The organism is Pantoea sp. ME81 (assembly GCF_903970985.1).
Taxonomy (GTDB): domain Bacteria; phylum Pseudomonadota; class Gammaproteobacteria; order Enterobacterales; family Enterobacteriaceae; genus Pantoea; species Pantoea communis.
The window spans coordinates 13056-40018 of the sequence record NZ_CAJCKS010000036.1; the positions used below are offsets into that span (position 1 = coordinate 13056).

Below are 26963 nucleotides of genomic sequence, written 5' to 3' on the forward strand. Positions count from 1 at the left end.
TTTAACGTTGCTCCACCGTGTTTTTTTGGTGGAGCGTTTTGACATACCACGCATGCAGTTCTTCTCTGATCGCTGCAGGCAATGCGGCCTGGTGATGTCCGGAAATCGCCCCTTCCAATGCCATTAACGTTTTCAGCCCGATATGTTTGTTAACGGCACGCAGTTTGAGCCAGCTCTGGCGTGATCCCATTTCATGCAGCACTTTCACCGAACTGATGCCAACTTTATGCAGCATCATCTCCATGCGCAGGCTAAGGTTAGGCAGATCCTTCAGCCGTAAGGTCACTGTCCGGTTTGCTAACTCATGCTGTGCTGCGTGCAGCGCACTGGCCGACAACCGCAAGAGTTGCTCAGGATCCTGCCAAAGCTTCGCATCCACTTTGAAGTAATTCAGTTGCACTGGTATGCCGCGTTTGCGGTAGACCAGCGGTTCAAGAGCACGTTGGGTGTGGTAAGTCTGCAATGCTTCACTGGCACGCAGGTAAAGCGCGTCTTCATTGATATACGCAAAAATGACCTTTTCTACTGTCAGAGCATAGCCACCAAATTGCGTTCGGGATTCGATCTTTCCCAGCGGCGCCAGCTGTGTTTTGGATTGTTTAACGAGTGGATTGTTGGTTTTCATTACAGCTCCTTTCCGTGAATTCTCATTCGAGAAAATTCCTTAAAATCCTGGGTTTTCATCTGGTTAGAAGATAGAAAAAACCCATTAGCTGTTCAATGAATAAAAGCATTTGCTGTGTGCGATGTGCACAATTTGCGAGGTGTTTTCAGAAATTGAGGTTGATCTTTATCCAGGAAGACATTACTGTACATCCATACAGTTCATTACTGAGTGATTAAAACATGCGTACTCAATTCTCTGGCCTTGCTGATCGTTCTCAACGTTTTGCTTCTTCAAGCCTGACGCAGCCTTCTCTGGGTGGAATTACTGAACTACGTTACAGCGAACAACCTGGCATGATGCAGTTACTGCTGTTGCCGGTGTTAAAGCAACTCAGCGAACAGTCTCGCTGGCAGCTGTGGTTAACACCAGCGCATAAGCTGAATCGCAACTGGATGCAGCAGTCAGGATTACCGCTTGAGAAAAGTATGCATATCACCGAATCTGAACGACTCACGACAGTGGAAAGTATGGTGAAGGCTCTGCGCACGGGAAATTATAGTGTGGTTTTGGCCTGGATTCCGTACGAATTGAATGATGAAGAGCGGTTTGAACTCGAAATGGCAGCGGCAGAAGGTGAAGCACTGGGTTTAATTATGCGTCCGCAAGGTCACGATCGCCTCTTGTCCAGACAACCAAATACGCCAAAAATTCCGTCGGATTTGTTTCATTAAGTAAAACCAGGAATTTTCTCACGCTTTTTTTTCTTAAGGATGCTGCTAAGCCACTGATTCTTTTCCCGCCAGCTTTGACAATGGTTTAGCCGCATTTTCTCAATTCGCTGGCGAAGATTTTGCCATGTGATTTGTTAAAATGTGTGTATAAATCCCTGTTTTTTTACTGGCTGGCCTCACATCATACTTGTAACTTTCCAATCTCGTTGTAGACTTTATCTCGCCAGGGTGCTCAATAACCTCCGTTTTTTCGGTAGAGTCAAAAGCGAGCGTTTAGACCCGGCGAAGGATTAACACAAAGAGCAACCTTTTTGCTCATTGCCTATTTGGATGATAACGAGGCGCAAAAATGAAAAAGACAGCTATCGCAATTGCAGTGGCACTGGCTGGCTTCGCTACCGTAGCGCAGGCCGCTCCTAAAGATAACACCTGGTACACCGGTGCTAAACTGGGCTGGTCTCAGTATCACGATACTGGTTACTACGGTAACGACTACGAGAACAACAACGGTCCAACTCACGAATCTCAGCTGGGTGCTGGTGCATTCATGGGCTACCAGGCTAACCCATACCTGGGCTTCGAGCTGGGCTATGACTGGCTGGGCCGCATGCCTAACAAAGGCAGCGTGACCAACGGCGCATTCAAAGCACAAGGCGTTCAGCTGGCTGCTAAACTGAGCTACCCAATCACTGACGACTTCGACGTGTACACCCGTCTGGGCGGCATGGTGTGGCGTGCAGACTCTACTCAGACCAACCCAACTGTTGGTCGCATCAGCAACCACGACACCGGCGTTTCTCCGCTGGCTGCTGTTGGTGTTGAATACGCACTGACCAAAAACTGGGCAACTCGCATGGACTACCAGTGGGCTAACAACATCGGTGACGCAGGTACCGTTGGTGCGCGTCCAGACAACAGCATGCTGAGCGTCGGCGTTTCTTACCGTTTCGGTCAGGATGAAGCAGCAGCACCAGTTGTTGCTCCAGCACCTGCTCCAGCGCCAGTTGTTGAAACCAAGCGTTTCACTCTGAAGTCTGACGTACTGTTCAACTTCAACAAAGCAACTCTGAAACCAGAAGGCCAGCAGGCTCTGGATCAGCTGTACAGCCAGCTGAGCTCAATGGATCCTAAAGACGGTTCTGTTGTAGTACTGGGCTTCACTGACCGTATCGGTTCAGAGCAGTACAACCAGAAACTGTCTGAAAAACGCGCTCAGTCTGTAGTTGATTACCTGGTCTCTAAAGGTATCCCTTCTAACAAGATCTCTGCACGCGGTATGGGCAAATCTAACCCAGTGACTGGCAACACCTGTGACAGCGTGAAAGGCCGTAATGCCCTGATCGACTGCCTGGCGCCAGACCGTCGCGTTGAAATCGACGTGAAAGGTATCAAAGACGTTGTAACTCAGCCACAGGCTTAAGTTATCACGCAATAAAAAACCCCGCTCTTGCGGGGTTTTTTTTATCTCTTTTCAACTGGCTAACAACACCATCATAGTGCACACATCAGCGCTATTCGTTCTCTGATCCGCCTTTACCCAGAATCGCCTGCAGATCCTGCTTAAGCGTTGACATCTGGCTGGCATACTTCTCTTTGCGCTCGGCATCTTCAATCAACTGCACAATGGTTTCTGATAGCGTGTTGCTGCGACGCTGTGCCAATCCTGCCAAACGCTGCCACACCAGATATTCCAGATCGATCGACTTCTTACGCGTATGCTGATGTTCCGCATTAAAGTGCCGCTTACGGCGCGCACGAATAGTCTGCTTCAGACGGTTCTCGAGATCGGGGTGAATGTGCTGAGCTATCCATTCCGCTACCTCTACTGGACTATTTTCCATCGCCAGTAAGGCATCCACCGCAGCCTGCGCGGCGCTGAGCTCAAGATGACGGGTGATCAATTCACCCTCCCGATGCTTTTTCACCAGGTATTTCCACTTCCATCCACTTTCAAGATTTTCGAGTTGCTGGTATTTCATCGGAATCTCATCGTGATCACGTAACAAACTAAGAATAACAGCTTTTTTCCCGGATGCAGCAAGGAAAAACATGTAGCGGTCATCACATTTCGGGCTGGAACTCCGCAGTGCTTAACAAGGTTGATTCCTGTATAATCGCGCTTTTCCTAAATCTGACTAATGCGAATATTTTGACCAGCACTCAAATTACGTGGCAAGCCCTGCAGCCGGATAGCATCCGCTACCAATCCATTTTCTCAAACGTCTCACTGGAAGATAGCGATAGTCTTGCCGCGGTTCAGCCGCGTCTGCTGAATGCGCTGGCGCATTTGCATCATCAAACCTTAGGTTTTCCTCTGTTGCTATTACGCAGTCAGGAAAACAGCGATTACCTCGCGTGCATCGCCGAAGCCGCACAGCGCTTCCAGCCCGAAGAGATCGCGCTGTATGGCGGTGACTATCATGTCATGGGTGACACGGTCAGCCTGATGCCGCCCAGCGATGCTAACCGGCCATTCACCAGTCAGGGCGGTGTTCACTTTGCCGACTGGATTGAAGCAGAACAGCTGTTTGGTTGTGTGCGTCAGTACAAAGATCGTATTCAGCCCGAGCCGGGGTTGATTCATCAAGCCAATGGCGGCACTTTAATCCTTTCCGTGAATACGCTACTGGCTCAGCCACTGCTATGGCTGCGTCTGCGTAAGTGCATCGAGCAAGGCCGCTTTGACTGGTATTCGCAGGACGAACGTCAACCGTTGCCCGTGGCCATCCCTTCCCTGCCGCTGCAACTGCGCCTGGTACTTTGTGGCGATCGTGATGCGTTAGCCAGCTTCCAGGAATTGGATGCAGAAGTGCATGAAATGGCACTCTACAGCGAGTTCGAAGAGAACCTGCAGATCACTGATGAAGAGGACATGACCTTCTGGTGCCAGTGGACGCTCACACAAGCTGAACAAGCCGGTCTGGACCAGCCTGCAGCCGATTTCTGGCCGCTCTTGATCAATGAGGCGGTTCGCTTCACGGGCGATCAAGAAACCCTGCCGCTCTGCCCGCGCTGGTTACGCCGTCAGCTGCAGGAAACCGCGCTGCACGGTGACGTCATGAATGCTGAAGCATTGAAAGAAGCACTGGAAGCGCGCGAATGGCGTGAAAGCTACCTGGCTGACCGCATGCGTGACGAAATTCTGCTCAATCAGATTATGATTGAAACTGAAGGTGAAGTCGTGGGGCAGATTAACGGTCTGTCGGTAGTGGAGTTTCCTGGTCATCCGCGTCCGTGGGGCGAGCCGTCACGTATCACCTGTGTTGTTCATCCGGGGGATGGCGAATTCACTGACGTTGAGCGTAAAGCCGAGCTGGGCGGTAATATTCATGCGAAAGGCATGATGATTATGCAAGCTTATCTGATCGCTGAACTTGAACTCGAGCAACAGCTGCCCTTCTCAGCCTCGTTAGTGTTTGAACAATCCTATTCCGAAGTGGATGGTGATAGCGCCTCACTGGCCGAACTCTGCGCGCTGATTAGTGCACTGGCCAATCAGCCACTAAGCCAGCATATTGCGGTGACCGGTTCCGTGGACCAATTTGGTAATGTGCAGCCTGTTGGCGGCCTGAATGAAAAAATCGAAGGCTTCTTCAGCATTTGCCAGTCACGCGAGCTGACCGGTAAACAAGGCGTTATTCTGCCAGCCAGTAATGTGCGCCATTTGAGCCTCAGCGAAGCTGTGGTTGATGCGGTGAAGCAAGAGCAATTCCACATCTGGGCAATTGAAAGCGTGGATGAAGCGTTACCCTTATTAACCGGCATCGCATGGCAAAGTGAGAGCGGCGAGTCACTGCTCAATACCATTCAGGAACGTATTGCACAGCTGAACCAGCAGGAAATTCGTCATCGTCCGTGGCCATTGCGCTGGCTCAACTGGTTTAACCACAGCTGATTGATTTGCCCAGCGTACAACTGTTCGCTAATATTCGGGCTTCACTAAAAGAAGGCATATTGAGAACATGGTAGATAAACGCGAATCCTATAGCAAAGAAGACCTGGTTGCCTCAGGTCGCGGCGAACTGTTTGGCGAAAATGGACCGCCGCTTCCCTCTGATAACATGTTGATGATGGACCGCGTGGTCATGATGACCGAAGACGGCGGTAAATTTGACAAAGGTTTTGTGGAAGCCGAACTGGATATCCGCCCTGACCTGTGGTTCTTCGATTGCCACTTTAAAGGCGATCCGGTCATGCCTGGCTGCCTCGGCCTTGACGCCATGTGGCAGTTGGTTGGCTTCTACCTCGGCTGGTTAGGCGCTGAAGGTAAAGGACGCGCACTGGGTGTGGGCGAAGTGAAATTCACCGGTCAGGTACTGCCAACCGCGAAGAAAGTCACTTATAAAATTCACTTCAAGCGCGTGATTAACCGCAAGCTGGTGATGGGCGTGGCTGATGGTGAAGTCTTCGTTGACGGTAACCTGATTTACACCGCGACAGATTTGAAAGTGGGTCTGTTTAAAGACACCTCTGCTTTCTAATTCCCCAAACGAAAACCTCCGCATTCAGCGGAGGTTTCTTCCTTCAATTATGGACATCCGACAGTGCTAGGCCACCGCCGACCTGTCCTCCATGGCTTGACGCCAACCTCCCAACCAGTAAGACCGCGCATCGATCATTTGATAGGGGCATATCTCTTTTGAGCGGCCAGTAATACCCGCTTGATAGCCTCGTGAATGTGCACGTTCCAGGCGGTCTCTTTTCTGTCTCTTCATGCCTCGATTCCCTCATTTCAGGTCTGGTGGATTCTGGGTGGAAAGAAAGAGTGGCGATATAATGTTCAACCACAGTAATGTTCTAACTCCAGACAGAAGAAAGATCAATGCGCAAAATTCACGCCAATGTCATCATTTTGACGTTAAAACGACATCTATAATTGTCAATTCCGTGTATATCTGGCTGATAAGACGATAAAAAAAGCCCCTGATTTGATGTCCGTCACACAACGGCAAATCAGGGACTTAGCATAAGCATCGAACAAATCTTAATTTAGCGAAATGACACTTTTTGCGATTTGTTGTGCTGTTTGCTGCCAGCCGATAGCCAGAGTACGCACCAGCGCATCATAGCCATCTTCGTTTTGCGGCAGAGTCAGATTAAAGCCATGTTTGATTAAGCGCCCTTGATGTTGCAGGAGCCATTCTCCACTCACCACAACCTGGCCATCATAGCGCCCCTGGAAACCGGTCACATTCACCGTCAAAGTATCGTGGCTCTCACCTAACGGAGCACTGGCAACAATTCGGCCCGGCAGTGCTTTGCTGAGGTTGCTGATCAATGTCTGTTGTAGTTGTTGATCCAGCGGACTGGCCCACAAGTTATTGGCAGCAATCACATACTTTACATCGCTGGTTTGATACACCAAACCATTCCCTGCCATATAATCCGGAACCGATACCTGCTCGACCCAAATCATTGGCTGGTTGCCGCTGGATGCGCTGTCTACACGCGCGACATTGCTGCCCGCAGGCAGTTGATAATAGGTGTTTTCGATGGTGCTGCTACAACCTGCCAGGAGCAGCAACGCACCAATAATCAGCCCTTTTTTCACTGTTTCGCCCTCTTTGGCTGGGGATCCTGGCCCGGTTTGGCTTCAAACACCAATGCATTGCTCTTGGTATTGAGCGTTTTCAGCACCGGCTGCAATTCGCGCAGCACCTGGTCAAGTCGCTGCATGTCTCCTACCAGTTTGTTATAAGCCGGTGAACCCGGCTGCAAGCCTTTCATGCTGCGATTCAACTCGCGCAGCGTCTGCTGCATATCTTCTGGCAGCGTTTTCATCGCCGGGCTGGCAGTGATGTGATTGAGGTTATCCAGGGTTTTCTGCAATTGCTGCATCGTACGCTGGCTCTCTTTCAGGGTGCCTGTCGCTTCGGTGATCATCGGATTTAATGGCAGACCGTTGATCTTATCCAGCGCTGCCGTCAGTTTCTGCTGGATCTGACTTAATCCACCACTGACCGTTGGAATCACCTCCAGGCCCGCAATCTCATTTGGACCTTTATACGCCGGCGCGTTGTCATAGAAGTCCAGATCGATATACAGCGCACCCGACAAGAGGTTACCGGTTTTCAGCGTGGCGCGCAGACCTCGCTTCTTGCCATCCTGCAGATGCTGTTCAAGGTTGAAATCTCCGCCCAGACGGCTGATAAAGCGATCCGGTTCGATGCGAATCAATATCGGAACACGATAATCGTTATTCAACGCCTGTTTGATACCTGGAATGGTGTAAGGCACTTGCGAGACGGTACCCAGACGAATGCCACGGAACTCAACCGGTGCGCCTACCTGCAAGCCACGAATCGAATCGGTAAAGAACAGCAGGAAATCGGTGTGGTTGGTATATAACGAATCCTGGATGCTGCGCTGATCGTCAAACAGATGGTATTCCGCTTTATTTTCGGCGATCTGCCCCAGCTCCGCGCCATCTGGCACATCAAAACTAACACCACCGCTAAACAGCGTAGTCAGTGAACCCATTTCCACCCGCATGCCGGAGGCAGACATATCGACGGCGATACCGCTGTCTTTCCAGAAACGGACATTGGTCGTGATCAGACGATCGTACGGAGCGGCGATGAACAGTTGATAGGTCATCATGCGTTTATCGGTATTAAAGGTGCTGGATTCCACCGTACCCACGCGATAGCCACGGAACAGCACCGGATCGCCCGCATTAAGCTGTCCGGCTTTTTTACTGTCGAGTGTGATGCGAATGCCTTTGGCATCCGGCGGTGCCAGAGGTGGCGCATCCAGCAGTTGATAGCGCTCCGGTTGATCGCCCTTCGTACCTGGTTGCAATTCAATATAGGCACCCGAGAGTAATGTGCCGAGACCGGTAATCCCTTCGCGTCCGATTTGCGGTTTCACCACCCAGAATACGCTGTCGCCATGCAACAGTTTTTCCATCCCAGAATTGAGACGTGCTTTGATCTCCACATGGTGCAGATCGTCAGTTAATACTGCACTTTCCACTACGCCAACATTGACACTGCGGCTCTTAATGGTGGTTTTTCCGGCTTCTATACCCTCAGCGCTTTCGGTGATCAACGTCACCTCCGGACCCTGATGGCTGAAATGATAAAATAAGATCCAGCCACCAATGAATAGCGTGACGATGGGTACGATCCAGACCGGTGACCAGCGTTTAATCTGGTCGACCTTAGCAGTCCCGTGATGGTTGTCCGTCAAGACGCGGCTCCTTTCGTTCAGTTTCCCGTAATCGATCCCAAATCAGGCGCGGATCAAACGTCATCGCTGCAAACATGGTAAGAATCACCACCATGGCAAACAATAGCGCGCCTGGCGCAGGGTAAACACTCATTAGCTGCCCCATCCGCACCAACGCGGATAGCACAGCGATGACAAACACATCAATCATTGACCAGCGGCCAACAAATTCCACCACCTCATACACCACGTGCATCTTCTCATCATCACGCCGGCCACGACCACTGGCGTGCCAGCAAAGCCAGGCAATCGCCAGCATCTTGAGTGAAGGCACCATGATACTGGCGATAAAGATCACCAGCGCCACTGGCCAGGAGCCATCGCTCCACAGCAGAATCACCCCGGCCATAATGTTCGAGGGATACTGCGAGCCAAGCGTCTCGGTGACCATAATCGGCATGATGTTTGAGGGGATGTAGAGCATCACCGAGGTGATCAAGAGTGCCAACGTCCATTGCAAGCTGTGCTTACGTCGCGGTGCAGCGACCACGCCACAGCGAGGACACTCAGCCTGCCCGACAGATAAGATAGCGGTACAGCAAGGACAACTGCGCAATCCCTGCTTCAACCCACTGATTCCGGCTTGCGGCACCATCGGCAATGCCGGGAGTGGACCCATGCTCTGCCACACCCATCGCCGATCTACACACTGAAATGCGCGCAGCTGTAATACACAGAATAGACACCACGGCCAGAAACTGCTGCCAAGGCCAATTTCGCCGTAGGCCATCAGCTTCACAAAGCTCACCAGCACGCCTGCCATAAAGATTTCGGCCATGCCCCAACTGCGCAGCTGGAATAAAATACGCGCCAGCCCAAGGCGCAGACTGTGCGGCATACGCACGCGATTTACCAACAGCAGAATGGTGATCATGCAGAATGCGGGAATCCCCTGTACAAACAGCAGAAACAGTGTCGCCAGGCTGCGGTAATCTTCACGATCCATCACCGCGGGAATTTCGAGCAGCGAGATTTGGCTGCTCAGCCCGGCCACATGCATATTGATAAAGGGAAATAGATTCGCCAGCACCAGCATAAACAGTGCCGCGAAAGCGTACCCGGTAGGACGTTTTCGCGGCTCATGCCAGTTAGCGGTCAGCGTGGTATGACAACGTGGACAGCGCGCGCGACTGCCCACCGGCACGGCAGGCAATTTTACGGTTAAATCACACTGTGGACAGAGCATCCACTGGTGCGCCTGATCCGTTGCACACATACTGACTTCCTCTGTGTTACGCGCCGTTTTTCAGCGCTTCCAACTCTTCCCAGCGCTCAAACGCCACTTCCAGCTCTTTTTCCGTCTGCGCTAACGCATCCAGAACAGGTTGAGTTTTGTCGTGCGGCTGGCTGAAAAAGTCGGGATGGCTCATTTTCGTCTGCAGTTCGCCGATACGTGTTTCCAGTTGCTCCAGTTTTTGCGGCAGCTGTTCCAGTTCACGCGTCAGGTTATAGCTGAGTTTGTTCGCGCTACGTTTTGGCTCCTGATTTTTCTCTGCCGCTTTGGGCGCAGCGGATGCGGTTTTCACCGTAGCGGACTTGGTTTGCTTATAGGCGCTACGCTGCAATTGCGCATCGTGATAGCCGCCGACAAAGGCACCAATCTCACCGTTGCCTTCAAAGATCCAGCATTCGGTCACGGTGTTATCGACGAATTGACGATCGTGGCTCACCAGCATCACGGTGCCCTGATAACCATCCACCAGCTCTTCCAGCAGCTCCAGCGTTTCGACGTCAAGGTCGTTGGTCGGTTCATCGAGAATCAACAGGTTGCTGGGTTTCAGGAACAAACGCGCTAACAGCAGGCGGTTACGCTCACCACCGGATAACGCACGCACTGGCGTCATCGCACGCTTCGGATGGAACAGGAAGTCCTGCAGATAGCCCAGCACATGGCGCGGCTTACCGTTCACCATCACTTCCTGCTTACCTTCCGCGAGGTTATCCATCACGGTACGATCCGGATCCAGTTCAGCACGGTGCTGATCGAAGTACGCGATCTCCAGCTTAGTCCCGCAGTGCACGCGACCACTGTCCGCTTTTAACTCATCCAGCATCAGACGCAGTAAGGTGGTTTTACCACAGCCGTTCGGGCCAATCAGGGCGATCTTATCGCCGCGCTGCACCTGAGTGGAGAAATCGCGCACCAGCGTTTTGCCATCCACGCTGTAATTGACGTTTTCCATCTCAAACACAATCTTACCTGAGCGAGCGGCTTCGCCGACCTGCATGTTGGCTTTGCCCATCACATCACGGCGTTCTGAACGTTCACGACGCAGCGCTTTTAATGCGCGCACGCGGCCTTCATTACGGGTACGGCGCGCTTTGATGCCCTGGCGAATCCAGACTTCTTCCTGCGCCAGCTTGCGGTCAAACTCCGCGTTCTGCATCTCTTCGACGCGCAGTGCTTCTTCTTTACCCAGCAGGAATTGATCGTAATCGCCCGGCCAGGAAACCAGTTTACCGCGGTCGAGATCGACAATACGCGTCGCCATATTGCGGATAAACGAACGGTCGTGCGAGATAAACACGATGCTGCCGGTAAAGGTCTTGAGGAAGGTTTCCAGCCAGTTGATAGTTTCAATATCGAGGTGGTTAGTCGGTTCATCAAGCATCAGCACGCGTGGATTGCTCACCAGCGCACGGCCCAGCGCGGCTTTACGCAGCCAGCCACCGGAGAGTGAGGAAAGCTCAGTGTCAGCTTCCAGACCAATCTGCTGCAATACGTCATTGATACGGCTATCGAGCTGCCACAAATTCTGATGATCCAGAATCGTTTGCAGACGACCCATTTCGTTGAGGTTTTTCTCGCTCGGATCTTCCATCACCAGATGAGAAATCGCGTGATAAGCTTTCAGATGCTCAGCCTGCTCCGCAACGCCCTCCGCCACAAAATCGTAGACTGAACCGGTAATGTTGCGCGGTGGGTCCTGTTGCAGGCGCGCCACCACTAAATCTTGTTCGTAAATAATGCGGCCATCATCCAGCGGTTGTTCGCCATTGATGATTTTCATTAATGTGGATTTACCGGCACCGTTACGGCCCACCAGACAGACGCGTTCGCCCTCTTCGATGTGCAGTTCGGTGTTATCCAACAGCGGCGCATCGCTGAATGAGAGGTAAGCGCCATGGATACTGATCAGTGACATAAAACTTATTCCTTACCGGCGTGGCTAACCAGCCAGCAGTTGTGAATTTGACGGTTGCGTGCGAAATCTTGCGACAACGTTTTTTGGGTAATTTCCTGCGCCTGTAAGCCCAGAGCGGCTAAACCGTCCAGGTCCATTTTGAAACCGCGCTTGTTATTCGAGAACATAATGGTGCCACCGCGACGCAGCAGACGTTTCAGATTCTGCATCAGCATCATGTGGTCACGCTGCACGTCAAAATCGTCTTCCATTCGTTTGGAATTCGAGAAAGTCGGCGGATCGATGAAGATCAAATCAAATTGTTCGTCACTGTCACGCAGCCAGCTCAGACAATCGGCGTGCATCAGTCGATGCTGACGTCCGGTCAGACCGTTAAGACGCAGGTTGCGCTCGGCCCACTCCAGATAAGTGCGAGACATATCCACGGTGGTGGTGGTTTTCGCGCCGCCTAACCCGGCGTGCACGCTGGCGGTGCCGGTGTAGGCAAACAGGTTAAGGAAGTCTTTACCCGCGCTCATTTTGCCCAGCATTTGGCGGGCCAGACGGTGATCCAGGAACAAGCCGGTGTCGAGATAATCGGTCAGATTCACCAGCAGGCGCGCGTCAAACTCCTGCACTTCGAAGAAGTCGCCCTTCTCGCCCAGTTTTTGATACTGGTTTTTGCCTTTCTGGCGCTCGCGAGTTTTCATCACCAGGCGATTGGCCGGGATCTCCAGCACGCTCAGGGTGGCGCTGATCACATCAAACAGACGCTGACGTGCTTTATTGGCATCCACGGTTTTCGGTGGTGCATATTCCTGAATCACCACCCAGTCGCCGTAGCGGTCTACCGCGACGTTGTATTCCGGCAAGTCGGCATCATACAAGCGATAGCATTCAATGTTGGATTGCTTCGCCCACTTTTCCAGCTTCTTGATGTTCTTACGCAGACGGTTGGCAAAGTCTTCGGCAATTTGCGCGCTCCCTTCACCGCTGGTTGCGGCCAGCTGATAGTTTTTCTGCACACATTCCAGTGGGCCGTTTTTGGCTTTGAACTGGCGATCGGCGCGCAGCTGCAAACAGCTCAGCAATTCCGGTGACGCACTAAACAGAGACAGATTCCAGCCGCCGAACTGCTGTTTCATAATGCGTCCCAGCAGGCTGTGCAACGCAATCAACGCGGGTTCGCTTTCCAGACGTTCGCCGTAAGGCGGGTTGCTCAGCACGGTGCCGGTGATCTCCTGGCCCGCCAGCGGATTCTTCAGCTTAATCACATCCTGCTGGGCAAAAGTGAACAGCTCGAACACGCCAGCACGACGCGCATTGGCTCGCGCGGATTCCAGCACGCGGCTGTCATTGTCGTAACCGAAGAAGCGCGCGGTTGTGGCCGCCGTCCCCTCACGGGCACGCTCTTTCGCCTCAGCCAGTACTTCTTGCCAGACCGCCTGATTATGGTTTTTCCAGCGGTTGAAACCCCAATGAGTACGCAGCAAGCCCGGCGCGCGATCGGTAGCGATCAGTGCCGCTTCCAGCAGTAAAGTACCAGAACCGCACATCGGATCGATCAATGGCGTGGTGCTCTGCCAACCAGAACGCATCACTATCGCGGCCGCCAGCGTCTCTTTCAGCGGTGCCTGACCGGTTTGCTGACGATAGCCACGCTGATGCAGCGCATCGCCGCTCAGATCCAGTGCGATGCTCACGCGATCTTTATTCAGCCACGCATTAATACGGATGCCTGGCTGTTCACGATCCACGCTTGGACGCTCCAGATTCTGACGCGTAAAGCTGTCAACAATCGCATCTTTGATACGTAATGCACCGAACTGGCTGTTGCGGATCACCTCATTGGTACCGCTAAAGTGAATTGCAAAGCTGGTGCTGCTGTCGAACATCTCGGTCCAGGGAATGCTCTGCGCGCCCACATACAGGTCGAGATCGCTCCAGACGCCAAATTCTCCCAGCGGCAGCAAAATACGCGAAGCCAGTCGGCTCCACAGCAGGCTTTGGTACATCACACGGTCATCGGCACGGAAGTGGACGCCGCCCTGCACCACCTGCAAATCCTGCGCACCCAGCGCGTCCAGCTCAGTTTTTAACAGCTCTTCGAGCCCACGCGCCGTACTGGCAAACAGAGAATTCATATCGTCACTTTTTACTCTTGCTAAAATTGTTGCGCATTATAGCGAATCAGCGTCCTATGTCATAAAGTTAGCTTCTTTTTGTCCTGTTGGAGTTTCGATGATTACGCTTTCTCGCCTCTATATTCATCCGGTCAAATCGATGCGCGGTTTGCAGCTGTCTCATGCACAGGTGCTGGAGAGTGGTCTGGCGTTTGATCGCATCTTCATGGTGACCGAACTGGACGGCACTTTTATTACTGCGCGACAGTATCCGGACATGGTGCGTTTTACCCCCGCGCTGTTGCCTGATGGCTTATTTTTAAATGCCCCGGATGGCAGCCAGGCCTTAATTCGCTTCAGCGATTTCACGGCACAATTGTCACCCACTGAAGTTTGGGGGAATCATTTCACCTCGCATATTGCGCCCGCTGAAATCAATAATTGGCTGAGTGAATTCTTTCCGCGTCCGGTGCAATTGCGCTGGACCGGTGTTACTCCCACGCGACGGGTGAAAAAATTTGATGAGGTATCGCTGAGTTTCGCGGATGGTTTTCCCTTCCTGCTGGTGAATATGTCGTCACTGCAGGATCTGCAGCAGCGCTGCCCGGCCAGCGTACGCGTTGAGCAATTCCGCCCCAACCTGGTGGTCAGCGGCGCGCCAGCTTGGGATGAAGATAGCTGGAAACAGGTTAAAATCGGCGAGATTGTTTTTGATATGCCCAAACCCTGCAGCCGCTGTGTATTCACCACCGTGGGTACCGAAAGCGGGCGCAAACATCCCGAAGGTGAACCCCTGGCCACGTTACAACGTTTCCGCAGCGGTCAGGACGGCAGCGGAGATATCGATTTCGGTCTGAATCTGATCGCCCGCAACAGCGGCGTGATCCGCGTCGGCGATGAGCTCACGGTTTTGGCTCGTCAGACACCGCGAGCTTACGGAGCGGGCGCGGTGGTGGAAACCCTCAAACCGCCTGCCAGCCAACAGGCAGAAGTGATCATTGGCTATCAGGGCAGTGAATTTACCGGCGACAACCAGCAAGTGCTGCTGGAACAACTGGAGATGCAGGGCTTTCGCATTCCCTACTCGTGTCGTGCCGGGATATGTGGTAGCTGCAAGATGACGCTGGTATCGGGCGAAGTGAAAGCGCTGAAACAGAGCGCAGTGCGCGCAGACGGAACGATTCTCAGTTGTAGCTGTATTCCAGCAGGCGATATTGTTCTGGCTTAAACGCTTAAACCGCCCGCGCAAAGTGGGCGTTTTGTTCCTGCTGATGCGGCCGCAAACGATCGTTCATGATCTTAATGGCATCGCCTAACTGCATACCTTTACCGGCTACCGATAATGTATTTTGCGCCAGCAGACACAACGCCGCATTTTCGCCACTCTCGACCACCAGCAATTGCGCCTGTTCGCCGCTATCGGCCAGCGTCACGGCTACCATATCGCCTGATGCGGGTTGCCAACTCTGGGTATGGCTGGTGAAATGCCAGCTTTTTGGCATGAGCGGTTTTAAAAAACGACTCGCCACTAATGCGTTTAAGACTAATTCAGCGCGCTGATCGCCTTTTAATCCACTCTGTCGGCAACGCTCTTCAAACGTAAAATACAGGGCAGCGTCATCGACACAAAAACCACTGACATTAAAGGCATCCGGTGTCAGCATTTTACGCGAGAAGCGCGAACGAAATAGCATGCCATCGGCCAAATCCAGCATCATACGATCGTGCTCTGCGTCAAAATACCAACGCCAGTTATCATCAGGTTTGATTTTCATGATGTGCCCTGTGGTTAATCGCTGCGCTAAATGGCGCTCAATGAAAAAATAAAGCTCTAAGGAAAAGCTGAAAAAAACATCAGCAGGACAAAATATAAACGAGCCGAAGGGATAAATAAACCCCCCGGCGCGGGAAAGTGGGAAATGTCTTAGAGATGGGTCACGATATCTTTAATTAAACCTGGGCCTTTATAAATAAAGCCAGAGTATATCTGCACCAATGTGGCCCCTGCGGCCATTTTTTCACGAGCGGAAACCAGTGAATCAATACCACCGACGCCAATAATAGGTAAGCGACCTTGCAGCTCTTGCGACAAGCGGCGAATCACTTCAGTGCTGCGTGACTGTACCGGACGGCCACTTAATCCACCCATCTCATCGGCATATTTAAGTCCGGCAACTAAAGCACGATCGAGCGTGGTATTCGTGGCAATGACACCGTCAATTTCATGGCGCACCAAACTGTCGGCAACCTGGATCAATTCTTCTTCAGAAAGATCCGGCGCGATCTTCACCGCGACCGGCACATATTTAAGGTGCCGTTCCTGCAGCTCTTTTTGTTTTAATTTGATCGCCGAAAGCAGATCGTCCAGCGCTTCGCCATATTGCAGCGTGCGTAATCCAGGTGTGTTTGGCGATGAAATATTGATGGCGATATAACCGGCATGGGCATACACCTTTTCCATGCAGATCAGATAATCGTCTTTGCCTTGCTCCACTGGCGTATCTTTATTTTTGCCAATATTGATACCGAGCACACCTTTGAAACGCGCTTTTTTAACGTTCTCGACTAAGTGATCGACGCCGTGATTATTAAAGCCCATGCGATTAATAATCCCTTCCGCTTCCACCAGACGGAACATGCGCGGCTTATCATTGCCAGGCTGTGGACGTGGCGTCACCGTCCCGACTTCCACGAAGCCGAAACCCATCGCACCAAAGGCATCAATGCACTCTGCGTTTTTATCGAGGCCTGCAGCAAGCCCCAGCGCGTTAGGGAAAGTCAATCCCATGCAGGTCACCGGTCGTGACGGCAGCGACTGGCGAATCAGTCCTTCCAGCGGCGTTCCGCTGATAAAACGTAATTGTTGAAAGGTGAGTTCGTGCGCACGCTCTGGATCGAGCTTAAACAGCGCCGGCCGGACGATAGGATATAACATGCACTCTCCTGAATGGCGGAAGCGAAGAAGTCGGGTGCACGGAAATTTGTGCGCCAGAATGGTAAAGGCCTCTGGCGCAAAAGTAAATTTAATCAGCAGCGGGAGAATTGATCACGGTCAGCGACGTGCAGAATAGCGCCCGACTTGTTCACGAACATTTTGCAATCCGAGGTAAATCGACGGGCAATACCACAGCAGCTTCAGGCGCGAATCCTGTTGCAGCATCTTACTTACCACTTGATTCACCGGAGCCTGCCATTCATTGGGCACGGTCATGTGATTTTTACGGATTTGCGCGAGACAGCCCTTCATCACCGTCTGGTAGTAATCATCCAACAACAACTCATCAACGGGTTGCTGCTGGTCGCGTAAAAACTGCTCGCTGCTTTGCCGCGCAATGAAGTAATTTTTTACCCACGAAAAGTCACGCGTGCTCTGTGACAATGAACTGAGCATGAAGCGCTTGTAGTAGTAGCTTTGGCTGGTGCAGTAGATTTGACGCGCGGCCATATAGAGCGCAAACATCCAGGGCGCATCTTCGTGGTTCTGAATGGGAAGGAACTGCAACGCCAGCTGATCGATTAAACGTCGCGACATGATCGAGCTCCACACCACGCGATGTGCCGACTGGTGTTGCAGCAAAATGTGCAGACTTGCCCTGCCCCCGGGCAATAAACCACTGACATGACGTTGATGAATACGTTGATACTGGCGCTGCGCCACAGGCAGATCAAGAAACATCTTGGCGCCAAAACAGAACAGATCAATCTCCTGATGCCTGGCCTGTACCCGTCGAAAATCAGCAAACAGTTCAGTCGAAACGAAATCATCCGCATCCATGAAATAGACAAAATCACCGGTGGCTGCGGCGAGTCCTTTCATACGCGCCGCGCTGACGCCGCCGCGTTCACCGCTCAGCAGTGTGACCTGCGGATGCGCAGCAGCGAAAGCGGTGAGCCAGGCCACACTGCTATCACTGGAACCGTCATCAATGATAATGATCTCATCGGGCGGTGATGATTGACGTAACAACGAACCCATCGCTTCTGGCAGCCACGGGGCACAGTTCCAGTTTGGCACGATGACAGAAACGGTCGGCACGCGGCGAGATGTCAACATTCTCATCCTCTCTCCTCAACATTGAATAACGGCAAGCGCAGACGCTTTAGCACCAGGCTATGCAGCAAACAGCACACACCAAGATTGATTGCGCCAATCAGGCCTAACCACAGCAGGTTAATCCAACGGTTTTGATTCCAGTCGATAGGCAAGAAGGTGCTTAACCAGGCCATCAGCGCGGATGCCGCCCAAATCAACATCACATCACGAGTGAGCCAGGTGAAATGCAGACCGGGCGCGAAACGGCGGTGTACCAGCCATGCCCAACCCACTAAATAGAAGATGTTTTGCCCCAGCCACAACCATCCAGTACCCAGCGCGCCAAAATGCATCGCGCACCAGATGTTGAGCGGTACCAAAATCAATGCGAACACGCTGAAGCCTTGCATATGCAATTTGAGATTGCCGTTGATGTATTGCAGGTGATAAAGCAGGCCACAGATGGCCTGAATGCCGCTGCCCAGCGCGTAAAGACTGAGCACAAATGACATCTCATCAACAATCTGGGTTTTCTGGGTCCAGGCCCAAAGCAGCGGTCCGGCGTAGCAGGCAATGGTCATACTGAGCGGCGCCATAAATATCGCGACGGCCTGAGTGGTATAGCGATAGAGTTTTAGCGCTTCCGCATCGCCTTCATTAAGGGTTTTCATGCCGGTCATGCGCGGCACAATCGCCTGCATGATCGGGCTGCTGAGCAGCAGAATGCCGGTAGCCGCAGTCGCCACCACGGTAAACGAACCGTATTGGCTCAGCGGCAGGGTTTTGGACAGGACCAGTCGGTCAATCTGTGAAATAAAGGTCCAGACCGCACTGGAGTAGGCCGCGCTGAGCGCAAAACGAATAAAGGGCCGCAATACTCCTTTCAGGTCATCACGCTTCTCTTTGCGCGCGGAACGTGGGACCAGTTGGCAGGATTTGTAGATACAGCATGCCGCTTCGGCAATCGATACCAGCAATTGCCAGATAAAGAAGGTCAGCACAGGGTTAGGGAAAAACTGAATCACCACCACGGCACCAAAAGTACGCAAAGTGGTGATGATCAGGTTAACGCCATTTAGCCAGACCTGATGTTCAAATCCGACAATCACGCTACGATACGGGCTGGTACGCCAGCGTATGGCCGCGGTAATGACCATAATGCCAACCGCAATCACCACATCCCTGGCTGGCAGATGTTGCGCATTGAGCCAATGAGCGGCAATCCACGGCGTGGCAAGCCAACCCAGTACCACAAGGATCAGCGTTGAAATCAGAAAGAATCGCGTCAAGGTGGCAAACAGCGCCGGGAACCAGACAAATTCGGCTTGATTGGCACGATAGCGCGCAGCTTCACGCATCAAGGTAGTAGAAACCCCGGCATCCAGCAGTTGTAACCACGTCAATAAAATAGAAAAGAAGCCGACCAGACCGTAAGCTTCCATTCCTAAATGTTGAATATAAAGTGGTACCACCAAAATACCTGACAGCGTCAGATAGATTTGGCCAACATAGTTGGCAATCGCGTTACGTTTAATCGACATAAGTGTTTTGGTGTCAGGTTTTTCTCAAGGAGAATTAGCGTGACATAAAAACAGCTCGGCGCACACGGGACTAATTCTTAAAACCAACGTTGGTCTCATACAACAGAGGTTTTTCTGACTTTCATTAGATTGAAATAGATGTCCGGTTGTTTCAACATGAGTTTTTCCATGACACCCTGTGCAGGAAACTGCTCTGAGAAATAGTGAATGGCGTGCCGCACATTATCAGAGAGTTTGTCTGTATGATTTAAGTCCTGCTGAATCAGGTTCAATAATCCACCCCTTAAATAACTTTGCCGATAAGCATTCCTTTCAGGCAGATAATGCGTCATTCGGGTCAATTTTTCATACTCTTGCATAAACTGTTGATAGCTTAACGTGGCACACTCTTTTTCGTCACTGGCGCTATTTAAGGTATCCAGTACCCAGACGGACTCCGTATTAATCAACCCAGCGAGCATCACATCCCGCATGCGATTCAAGGGTGTTGCGGCGTAAACAAGCGCAACACGCAGGATGACGAGGTAATGTTGACACCAATGCTGCCCGTTCTGTAACTGCTGAAAGAGTTGTAATGAAGACTGCAATCCCGTTTTAAGGGTGTGCTGAGGGGACAGAGGTTGGATTAAACAGTTCAGCTCGGGACGCTGATCGCTGCATTTAGCGACCTCCAGCAACAGTGCGTCTGCAGGCGTAAAGCCAGCGGGTACAAACAGTAAGAAGTCATCCTCATTCAATCCTGCAATCCTGTCAGGGTCTGTATTGACCAAATTAAAGCGTTGAGAGGTGATAACCGATTGGAGCTCATAGCAGCGAAGGGTTAAATCTGATAGAAGTCGATCTTCTTGCCCTGCGTTCATCGCTGGGCCAGACACATCGTGATCCGGAGAAAAGCGTTCCATATTTTATATCCCCAATAAAAGATGAAAACCTGAACCTTTCCCAATGAAATGCTCAAGTAAAAAATATCAGACAAGCTGATGAAGGTTTTTAGCGCAATTAATCTCAACAGATTATAAACAGGCTTAAGGCAGAGAATTCACTCTTTGTCGGCCTTCCAGACGTCACCCTAATCTGAATTGTTTAAGCTTTCTGAATTAGGGCTAAAGCATCGAGAATAAAGATAACAGTTTTTAGCCAGAACAGGTGCAAGGCATGTCTTGTTTTTAATGTTTGCACGCTTTTGGAAACACTTAATCACGGATTAATCCATTATTTACCAGAGTTACACCCCTATCCAGAAATGACTAGCCGCTCAAAAAAGGGACTTCGATTTGATCCTCCCCCCTCTACCCATTCATTCGTAAAAGAAAAAATATTCTTTTATCTTTTGAAAGGTTCGTTCATCCTTCATTTTCTCTTTCAAACACTCTATTAATAAGAAACTTCATCCAAATTAACCATTCCCCTGAGTGATACTCACGCCCGTGCTTAAGTGAGAAGCATTCATCTCACTCGGTTTTCAGAATATCCTTAGCCCAGAACACGACATGCCTTTCTCAAAAACATCCCCCTCCCGCCAATCCCATATTTCGGCTTAAGTTTGCCAGATAAATCATTTATACCCGCGCACGCGCTCTGCCAGTATTGAACACATCAGTTCTCAATATCAGATAATCAATAACTTTAAGTTATAAGGAGTGACCATGCGAGTTATTACGCTGGCGGGCAGCCCTCGCTTCCCATCGCGCTCTACTGCACTGCTCAGCCTGTGCCAGCACGCGTTGGAAGCACGCGGTGTTGAAGTCATTCCCTGGAATATTCACAACTTCCAGGCGGACGATCTGCTCTATGCGCGCTTTGACTCCCCAGCCCTTAATGCGTTGAAAGCCGACCTGGCGCTGGCAGACGGACTGATTGTTGCCACTCCTATTTATAAAGCTTCATTTTCGGGTGCGCTGAAAACCCTGCTTGATTTACTGCCAGAACGCGCTCTGGAACACAAAGTGGTGTTGCCATTGGCCAGCGGAGGTAGTGCATCCCATTTACTGGCCGTGGATTACGCGCTCAAGCCGGTATTGAATGCGCTGAAAGCTCAGGAAGTGCTGCATGGGGTGTTTGCCACCGATACGCAAATAGTGAATTACGACCGCCAGCCAGAGCTGGATCCACAGCTGGCCGAACGCATCGACGACGCGCTGGATACATTCTGGCATGCACTGCATCGTCGCCATCAACCTTACGCTCAAGCGGTATAAAGGAAGAATCATGAAAAGGATGTTTACGAATTTACTGCTGCCAGCCTTTGCTGCGCTATTTGCCCTGAGTGCCAACGTCGTTGCCGCTGATGCCCCGGCGCAATTGCGTGTGGGTTATCAAAAAGGATCGGTGAGCATGGTGTTAGCAAAATCTCACCAGATGCTGGAACAACGTTTCCCCCATACCCAGATCAAATGGATTGAATTTCCCGCGGGCCCGCAAATGCTGGAGGCGCTGAATGTCGATGGCATTGATTTAGGCAGCACCGGTGATATTCCACCGCTGTTTGCACAGGCAGCAGGCGCGGATCTGCTTTATGTCGGTTCCGAACCACCGAAACCTCAGGCTGAGGTGATTCTGGTACCCAAAGATAGCCCGATTCACAGTGTGGCCGATTTGAAAGGCCATAAAGTCGCCTTCCAGAAAGGCTCCAGTTCACACAACTTGCTGCTGCGCGCGCTCGAACAGGCAGGTCTGAGCTTTAAAGATATCCAGCCCACTTATCTGACCCCTGCCGATGCGCGAGCCGCTTTCCAGCAGGGCGATGTCGATGCCTGGGCTATTTGGGATCCCTACTACTCTGCCGCCTTACTGCAAGGCAACGTGCGCGTACTGGCTGATGGCAGCAAGCTCAACCAGACCGGTTCCTTCTATTTAGCCACACGCAAATATGCCGAAGCCAACGGTTCATTTATCCAGCAAGTGCTGCAAACCTTCAGCGATGCTGACGCGCTCACCCGCAGCCAACGCGAGCAAAGTATTGATCTGCTGGCACAAGCGATGGGCTTACCCAAGCCGGTGATTGCCAGCTATCTCGACCATCGTCCACCCACCACGATTACGCCGGTCAGCGCACATACTGCGCAGGCCCAACAGCAAACGGCCGACCTGTTTTATGCCAATCATTTGATGCCGGTAAAAGTGAACATCACTGACCGCATCTGGCATCCACAGTCCGCCCAGCCATAAGGAATTGAATCATGAGCATATCCGTTTTTTGGTTTCTCCCCACCCACGGTGATGGGCACTATCTTGGCACCGCCGAAGGTTCGCGTCCTGTCGATCACGGTTATCTGCAGCAGATTGCTCAGGCCGCCGATCGCCTTGGCTTTGGCGGCGTGCTGATCCCCACCGGCCGCTCCTGTGAAGATGCCTGGCTGGTGGCCGCGTCACTGATTCCGGTGACGCAACGTTTGCGCTTTCTGGTGGCGCTGCGTCCGGGCGTGATTTCACCGACGCAGGCAGCGCGCCAGGCCGCGACGCTTGATCGTCTGTCCAACGGGCGCGCGCTGTTTAACCTGGTCACAGGCGGCGACCCTGAAGAGCTGGCGGGGGACGGCGTGTTCCTCGATCATCGTGAGCGTTATGAAGAATCAGCGGAGTTCACCCGCGTATGGCGTCGCGTTTCAGAAGGCGAAACCGTGGATTACGAGGGTAAACACGTCAAAGTGCGCGGTGCACGCCTGATGTTCAAACCGGTACAACAGCCACGTCCACCGCTGTGGTTTGGCGGTTCATCCGATGCCGCGCAGGATCTCGCCGCTGAGCAGGTCGATGTTTATCTCACCTGGGGCGAGCCTCCGGCATTAGTCAAAGAGAAAATTGATCAAGTTCGTGCCAAAGCGGCGGCACAGGGCCGTAAAGTGCGCTTTGGCATTCGTCTGCACGTCATCGTGCGTGAAACCAATGAAGAAGCCTGGCAGGCAGCGGATCGCCTGATTGCTCATCTTGACGATGCCACTATTGCCAAAGCGCAGGCGGCCTTTGCCCGTACCGATTCTGTCGGACAACAGCGCATGGCTGCGCTGCATGGTGGCCGCCCTGACAAGCTGGAGATCAGCCCGAACCTGTGGGCAGGCGTGGGTTTGGTGCGTGGCGGTGCCGGTACTGCGCTGGTGGGCGATGGCCCAACCGTGGCTGCACGTATGCAGGAGTACAGCGACCTCGGCATCGAGACCTTTATTCTCTCAGGCTATCCGCATCTTGAAGAAGCCTATCGTGTCGGTGAGCTACTGTTCCCACACCTTGATTTGGCCATCCCAGAAGTGCCGAAACCTCGTGTGGTGCAAGCGCACGGTGAAGCGGTAGCCAATGATTTCACCCCGCAGAAAGTGTCTCAGAGCTAAGGAGTTCAGGATGGCAAAGTTTCAAAAACAGCTGAGTAATGCCCTGCTGCCCTGGGCATTACCAGTGCTACTGGTCGCGGTATGGCAGCTGGCTTCACAGGTAGGTTGGCTTTCAACGCGTATCCTGCCGTCACCCGAAAACATCATCATTACCTTTTGGAAACTGACGGTCAGTGGCGAACTGTGGCAAAACCTTGCCATCAGTGGCTGGCGCGCGGCGATTGGTTTTGCCATTGGCGGATCGATCGGTCTGGTGCTCGGCTTGATCACTGGCACCTCACGCGTGGGTGAGCGCTTGCTGGATACTTCGGTACAGATGCTACGCAACGTGCCGCACCTGGCATTAATCCCGCTGGTGATTCTTTGGTTTGGCATCGATGAGTCAGCCAAGATTTTCCTGGTGGCACTCGGCACCTTATTCCCGATTTACCTCAACACTTATCACGGCATCCGCAATATTGACCGTGGATTGGTGGAGATGGCGCGAAGCTATGGCCTGTCTGGCTGGAGTCTGTTTATTCAGGTGATTCTGCCAGGTGCGCTGCCTTCGATCATGGTCGGCGTACGCTTTGCCCTCGGCCTGATGTGGCTGACGCTGATTGTGGCTGAAACAATCTCGGCCAACTCTGGCATTGGCTATCTGGCGATGAACGCACGCGAATTCCTGCAAACCGATGTGGTGGTGGTCGCCATCATTCTCTATGCGCTGCTCGGCAAACTGGCCGATGTCGCCGCTCAACTGCTGGAGCGCGTATGGCTGCGCTGGCATCCGGCTTATCAATTGAAGGAGAACGCATGAGCAACGCAACTTTAAGCCCGTCGCGTCTGAACAGCGGCACCCCGGTTGGCGTTAACGGCGTCAGCAAGCAATATGGTGATCGCACCATCCTCAACAACATCAATCTGCATATCCCGGCAGGGCAGTTTGTTGCGGTAGTGGGCCGCAGCGGATGCGGTAAAAGCACCCTGCTGCGCCTGCTGGCGGGACTGGAATCCACTTCGCGCGGTGAGCTGCTGGCAGGCACTGCGCCGTTAGCGCAAGCACGCGAAGACACGCGTCTCATGTTCCAGGATGCACGTCTGCTGCCGTGGAAAAAAGTTATCGATAATGTGGGCCTGGGTTTAAAGGGGCGTGAATGGCGGGCTGCCGCACTGGAAGCTCTGGAGGCGGTGGGTTTAGCCGATCGCGCTAACGAGTGGCCAGCGGCACTATCGGGTGGGCAAAAACAGCGCGTGGCGCTGGCTCGCGCGTTGATTCATCGACCCGGTTTATTGCTGCTGGATGAACCCCTCGGAGCGCTGGATGCACTGACGCGTATTGAGATGCAGGGGTTGATTGAATCGCTATGGCAACAACATAACTTCACGGTGTTGCTGGTCACCCATGATGTCAGTGAAGCCGTGGCGATGGCCGATCGCGTTTTGCTGATCGAAGAGGGGCAGATTGGGCTAGATTTAACCGTGGACCTCGCGCGACCACGTCGACGTGGATCGGCGCGACTGGCGGAACTGGAAGCAGAAGTGCTGGATCGTGTGATGAAGCGCAGTCCGGCAGATCAGCCGCTGAAATTCGCCCAGCAGCGTTAGTCGAAGTCGAAGTCGAAGTCGAAGTCGAAGTCGAAGTCGAAGTCGAAGTCGAGCGGGATATTGCCACTGTTACTCCACGCAACCAGAGGAAGTGGCAGCGAATTAGCAAAAGCCGCATCATCGTGATGCGGCTTACACCTTATCAGGCGTTCAACGCTTTGGTGATCTTCTCGTACAGATCGCCCGACAGCTTATCCAGACCTTTTAACGTTTCCAGCGCCTTACGCATTAATGCCTGACGACCGGCATCATAACGTTTCAGACGAATCAATGGCTCGATCATACGCGCCGCCACTTGTGGATTACGCGTGTTGAGATCGGTCAACATCTCCACCAGGAACTGATAACCACTGCCGTCTTTGGCGTGGAACGCTGCTGGGTTGCCGGCCGCAAAAGCCCCAATCAGTGAACGAATGCGGTTCGGGTTACCCATGGTGAAAGAACGGTGATTGAGCAGTTCACGCACCTTGCTCAGCACGTTGTCCGCCGGGCTGGTGGCTTGCAGCACAAACCATTTGTCCATCACCAGGCCATCCTGATGCCAGCGCTCGTCATAGGCGGCCAGCAAGGCTTCACGACACGGCAACTGCGCTGCCACTGCTGCTGATAGCGCGGCCAGTGCATCCGTCATATTGGTCGCCTGCTGATACTGCACCTGCACTAACTTATCCGCCTGCTCTGCATCGGCGAACGCCAAATAGCTCAGGCAGACATTTTTCAGTGCGCGCTTGCCAATCTCTGCATGCTCCACCTTGTATTCCTGGCTCTGGTTAGCCAGATACACGGCATACAATTCATCGCTCAGTTCGGTTGCCAGCGCATGCACCAGCGCCGCACGCACCGCAGAAATCGCCAGCGGATCGATCACGTCAAACAGCTCGGCGATTTCATTCTCGCCAGGCAGTGACAAAATCAACGCGGTTAACGCCGGATCGCCCTGCTCTTCCAGCAACACCGCGCGGAAGGCATCCGCCACGTGCAACGGCAGCGACAGCGGTTGTCCCTGCTGATGGCGCGCGACATTCAGACGAATATAAGTCGCCAGCAAACTTTGCGCCGCATCCCAGCGCGAGAAATCATTGCGGGCGTGACGCATCAGGAAGGTCAGCTGCGCATCGCTCCATTTATAATCGAGCTTCACGGGCGCCGAGAATTCACGCAGCAGCGAAGGCACTGGCTGGAAGTGCACGTTATCGAAAATAAAGGTCTGGAACTCCTCGGTGACATTCAGCACATGATGCACCGGATGGCCGTTATGCTGCAGCGGAATCACCTTGCCTTCGTTGTCGTACAGTTCGATATCCAGCGGGATATGCAGCGGCAACTTCTCTTTCTGCTCGGCCGTTGGTGGCGTGTGTTGTGTCACGTGCAGCGTGTACTGCTCCAGCTCAGGATTGTAGTCATCACGCACCGTCAGCACCGGTGTACCCGCCTGGCTGTACCAGCGACGGAACTGTGACAAATCAACATTGGAGGCATCTTCCATCGCCTGAACAAAATCGTCGCAGGTGGCCGCACTACCATCGTGACGCTCAAAATAGAGCTGCATCGACCGGAAGAGCGCCGTGTAGGGAAAGAGCGAACGACCTGGTGAAGGCCGAGCCAGGCCCCGTGGCACGATAAAACGACGTGCAGGGAAAAGCTAGAGGACCAGAGGCATG

The 26963-nt window shown here is 52.6% G+C and carries 23 protein-coding genes and 1 pseudogene; 10 read left to right on the top strand and 14 right to left on the bottom strand.

What is annotated here, in order from left to right:
* Position 1 precedes the first annotated feature (1 nt).
* Complete coding sequence (locus H7A81_RS09105; RefSeq protein ID WP_182057301.1) at positions 2 to 625, bottom strand: TfoX/Sxy family DNA transformation protein; 624 nt, start codon at positions 623 to 625, stop codon at positions 2 to 4.
* A 221-nt stretch (positions 626 to 846) separates the two neighbouring features.
* Here H7A81_RS09105 and sulA point away from each other — a divergent pair, with 221 nt between their 5' ends.
* Complete coding sequence (sulA, locus tag H7A81_RS09110; protein ID WP_182057302.1) at positions 847 to 1338, top strand: SOS-induced cell division inhibitor SulA; 492 nt, start codon at positions 847 to 849, stop codon at positions 1336 to 1338.
* Positions 1339 to 1687: 349 nt separating this feature from the next.
* The gene (gene ompA / locus H7A81_RS09115; protein ID WP_182057303.1) at positions 1688 to 2758 is read left to right on the top strand and encodes a porin OmpA; all 1071 of its coding nucleotides are present in this window, start codon (positions 1688 to 1690) and stop codon (positions 2756 to 2758) included.
* 91 nt (positions 2759 to 2849) lie between these two features.
* On the opposite strand, the gene matP is transcribed toward ompA, so the two are convergent.
* Positions 2850 to 3317 carry a macrodomain Ter protein MatP gene (matP, locus tag H7A81_RS09120; RefSeq protein ID WP_141399037.1) on the bottom strand — a complete coding sequence of 156 codons (468 nt, stop codon included), beginning with the start codon at positions 3315 to 3317 and terminating at the stop codon, positions 2850 to 2852.
* Between the two features lie 53 nt (positions 3318 to 3370).
* Here matP and H7A81_RS09125 point away from each other — a divergent pair, with 53 nt between their 5' ends.
* Both H7A81_RS09125 and fabA read left to right on the top strand, forming a co-directional pair.
* Positions 3371 to 5233, top strand: a complete 1863-nt coding sequence (locus H7A81_RS09125; RefSeq protein ID WP_182057304.1) for a Lon protease family protein — start codon at positions 3371 to 3373, stop codon at positions 5231 to 5233.
* Positions 5234 to 5300: 67 nt separating this feature from the next.
* Complete coding sequence (gene fabA / locus H7A81_RS09130; RefSeq protein ID WP_034820448.1) at positions 5301 to 5819, top strand: bifunctional 3-hydroxydecanoyl-ACP dehydratase/trans-2-decenoyl-ACP isomerase; 519 nt, start codon at positions 5301 to 5303, stop codon at positions 5817 to 5819.
* 66 nt (positions 5820 to 5885) lie between these two features.
* Here fabA and rmf read toward each other — a convergent pair whose 3' ends face one another.
* The 6 genes from rmf to rlmKL form a co-directional block, all read right to left on the bottom strand.
* Entirely contained in the window at positions 5886 to 6053 is a 168-nt protein-coding gene (gene rmf, locus H7A81_RS09135) for a ribosome modulation factor (RefSeq protein ID WP_007887362.1), read from the bottom strand.
* Between the two features lie 269 nt (positions 6054 to 6322).
* On the bottom strand, positions 6323 to 6889 hold the full coding sequence (gene pqiC / locus H7A81_RS09140) for a membrane integrity-associated transporter subunit PqiC (RefSeq protein WP_166931966.1): 567 nt from the start codon (positions 6887 to 6889) through the stop codon (positions 6323 to 6325).
* A complete protein-coding gene (gene pqiB, locus H7A81_RS09145; protein ID WP_182057305.1) occupies positions 6886 to 8529 on the bottom strand; it encodes an intermembrane transport protein PqiB in 1644 nt (547 codons plus the stop codon). Before pqiB ends, pqiC begins: the two co-directional genes overlap by 4 nt.
* On the bottom strand, positions 8501 to 9784 hold the full coding sequence (pqiA, locus tag H7A81_RS09150; protein ID WP_034820456.1) for a membrane integrity-associated transporter subunit PqiA: 1284 nt from the start codon (positions 9782 to 9784) through the stop codon (positions 8501 to 8503). The genes pqiB and pqiA overlap by 29 nt, the downstream gene beginning before the upstream one ends.
* A 16-nt stretch (positions 9785 to 9800) precedes the next feature.
* Positions 9801 to 11714, bottom strand: a complete 1914-nt coding sequence (locus H7A81_RS09155) for an ABC transporter ATP-binding protein (RefSeq protein ID WP_182057306.1) — start codon at positions 11712 to 11714, stop codon at positions 9801 to 9803.
* 5 nt (positions 11715 to 11719) lie between these two features.
* Entirely contained in the window at positions 11720 to 13837 is a 2118-nt protein-coding gene (rlmKL, locus tag H7A81_RS09160) for a bifunctional 23S rRNA (guanine(2069)-N(7))-methyltransferase RlmK/23S rRNA (guanine(2445)-N(2))-methyltransferase RlmL (protein ID WP_182057307.1), read from the bottom strand.
* A 97-nt stretch (positions 13838 to 13934) separates the two neighbouring features.
* Between rlmKL and H7A81_RS09165 the strand changes: the two genes are divergently transcribed.
* Positions 13935 to 15044: a YcbX family protein gene (locus H7A81_RS09165; protein WP_182057308.1), complete on the top strand. Its 1110-nt coding sequence runs from the start codon at positions 13935 to 13937 to the stop codon at positions 15042 to 15044.
* Between the two features lie 4 nt (positions 15045 to 15048).
* Here the strand turns inward: H7A81_RS09165 and H7A81_RS09170 are convergent, their stop codons facing one another.
* The 5 genes from H7A81_RS09170 to H7A81_RS09190 all read right to left on the bottom strand — a co-directional run bounded on the left by H7A81_RS09170 (position 15049) and on the right by H7A81_RS09190 (position 20292).
* Complete coding sequence (locus H7A81_RS09170) at positions 15049 to 15591, bottom strand: cell division protein ZapC (RefSeq protein ID WP_034820471.1); 543 nt, start codon at positions 15589 to 15591, stop codon at positions 15049 to 15051.
* 149 nt (positions 15592 to 15740) lie between these two features.
* On the bottom strand, positions 15741 to 16751 hold the full coding sequence (gene pyrD / locus H7A81_RS09175) for a quinone-dependent dihydroorotate dehydrogenase (RefSeq protein ID WP_034820474.1): 1011 nt from the start codon (positions 16749 to 16751) through the stop codon (positions 15741 to 15743).
* Between the two features lie 117 nt (positions 16752 to 16868).
* Positions 16869 to 17870, bottom strand: a complete 1002-nt coding sequence (locus H7A81_RS09180; RefSeq protein WP_255478929.1) for a glycosyltransferase — start codon at positions 17868 to 17870, stop codon at positions 16869 to 16871.
* Positions 17871 to 17872: 2 nt separating this feature from the next.
* Positions 17873 to 19390 carry a lipopolysaccharide biosynthesis protein gene (locus H7A81_RS09185; protein ID WP_182057310.1) on the bottom strand — a complete coding sequence of 506 codons (1518 nt, stop codon included), beginning with the start codon at positions 19388 to 19390 and terminating at the stop codon, positions 17873 to 17875.
* Positions 19391 to 19485: 95 nt separating this feature from the next.
* A complete protein-coding gene (locus H7A81_RS09190) occupies positions 19486 to 20292 on the bottom strand; it encodes a hypothetical protein (RefSeq protein ID WP_182057311.1) in 807 nt (268 codons plus the stop codon).
* 744 nt (positions 20293 to 21036) lie between these two features.
* Between H7A81_RS09190 and ssuE the strand changes: the two genes are divergently transcribed.
* Genes ssuE through ssuB form a run of 5 tightly spaced genes read left to right on the top strand, consistent with a single transcriptional unit; the run spans position 21037 to position 25302 of the window.
* Entirely contained in the window at positions 21037 to 21588 is a 552-nt protein-coding gene (ssuE, locus tag H7A81_RS09195; RefSeq protein WP_182057312.1) for an NADPH-dependent FMN reductase, read from the top strand.
* A 10-nt stretch (positions 21589 to 21598) separates the two neighbouring features.
* Positions 21599 to 22558, top strand: coding sequence for a sulfonate ABC transporter substrate-binding protein (locus tag H7A81_RS09200; protein ID WP_182057313.1), 960 nt, complete (start codon positions 21599 to 21601; stop codon positions 22556 to 22558).
* An 11-nt stretch (positions 22559 to 22569) separates the two neighbouring features.
* Positions 22570 to 23715 (top strand): FMNH2-dependent alkanesulfonate monooxygenase, encoded by a 1146-nt coding sequence (gene ssuD / locus H7A81_RS09205; protein WP_182057314.1) that lies wholly within the window; start codon positions 22570 to 22572, stop codon positions 23713 to 23715.
* Between the two features lie 10 nt (positions 23716 to 23725).
* Positions 23726 to 24514 (top strand): aliphatic sulfonate ABC transporter permease SsuC, encoded by a 789-nt coding sequence (ssuC, locus tag H7A81_RS09210; RefSeq protein ID WP_034820490.1) that lies wholly within the window; start codon positions 23726 to 23728, stop codon positions 24512 to 24514.
* Complete coding sequence (gene ssuB / locus H7A81_RS09215; RefSeq protein ID WP_058959672.1) at positions 24511 to 25302, top strand: aliphatic sulfonates ABC transporter ATP-binding protein; 792 nt, start codon at positions 24511 to 24513, stop codon at positions 25300 to 25302. Before ssuC ends, ssuB begins: the two co-directional genes overlap by 4 nt.
* Positions 25303 to 25444: 142 nt before the next feature.
* Here the strand turns inward: ssuB and H7A81_RS09220 are convergent.
* A pseudogene (locus tag H7A81_RS09220) lies at positions 25445 to 26857 on the bottom strand (DUF3458 domain-containing protein); the annotation flags it as partial.
* Positions 26858 to 26963: the final 106 nt, after the last annotated feature.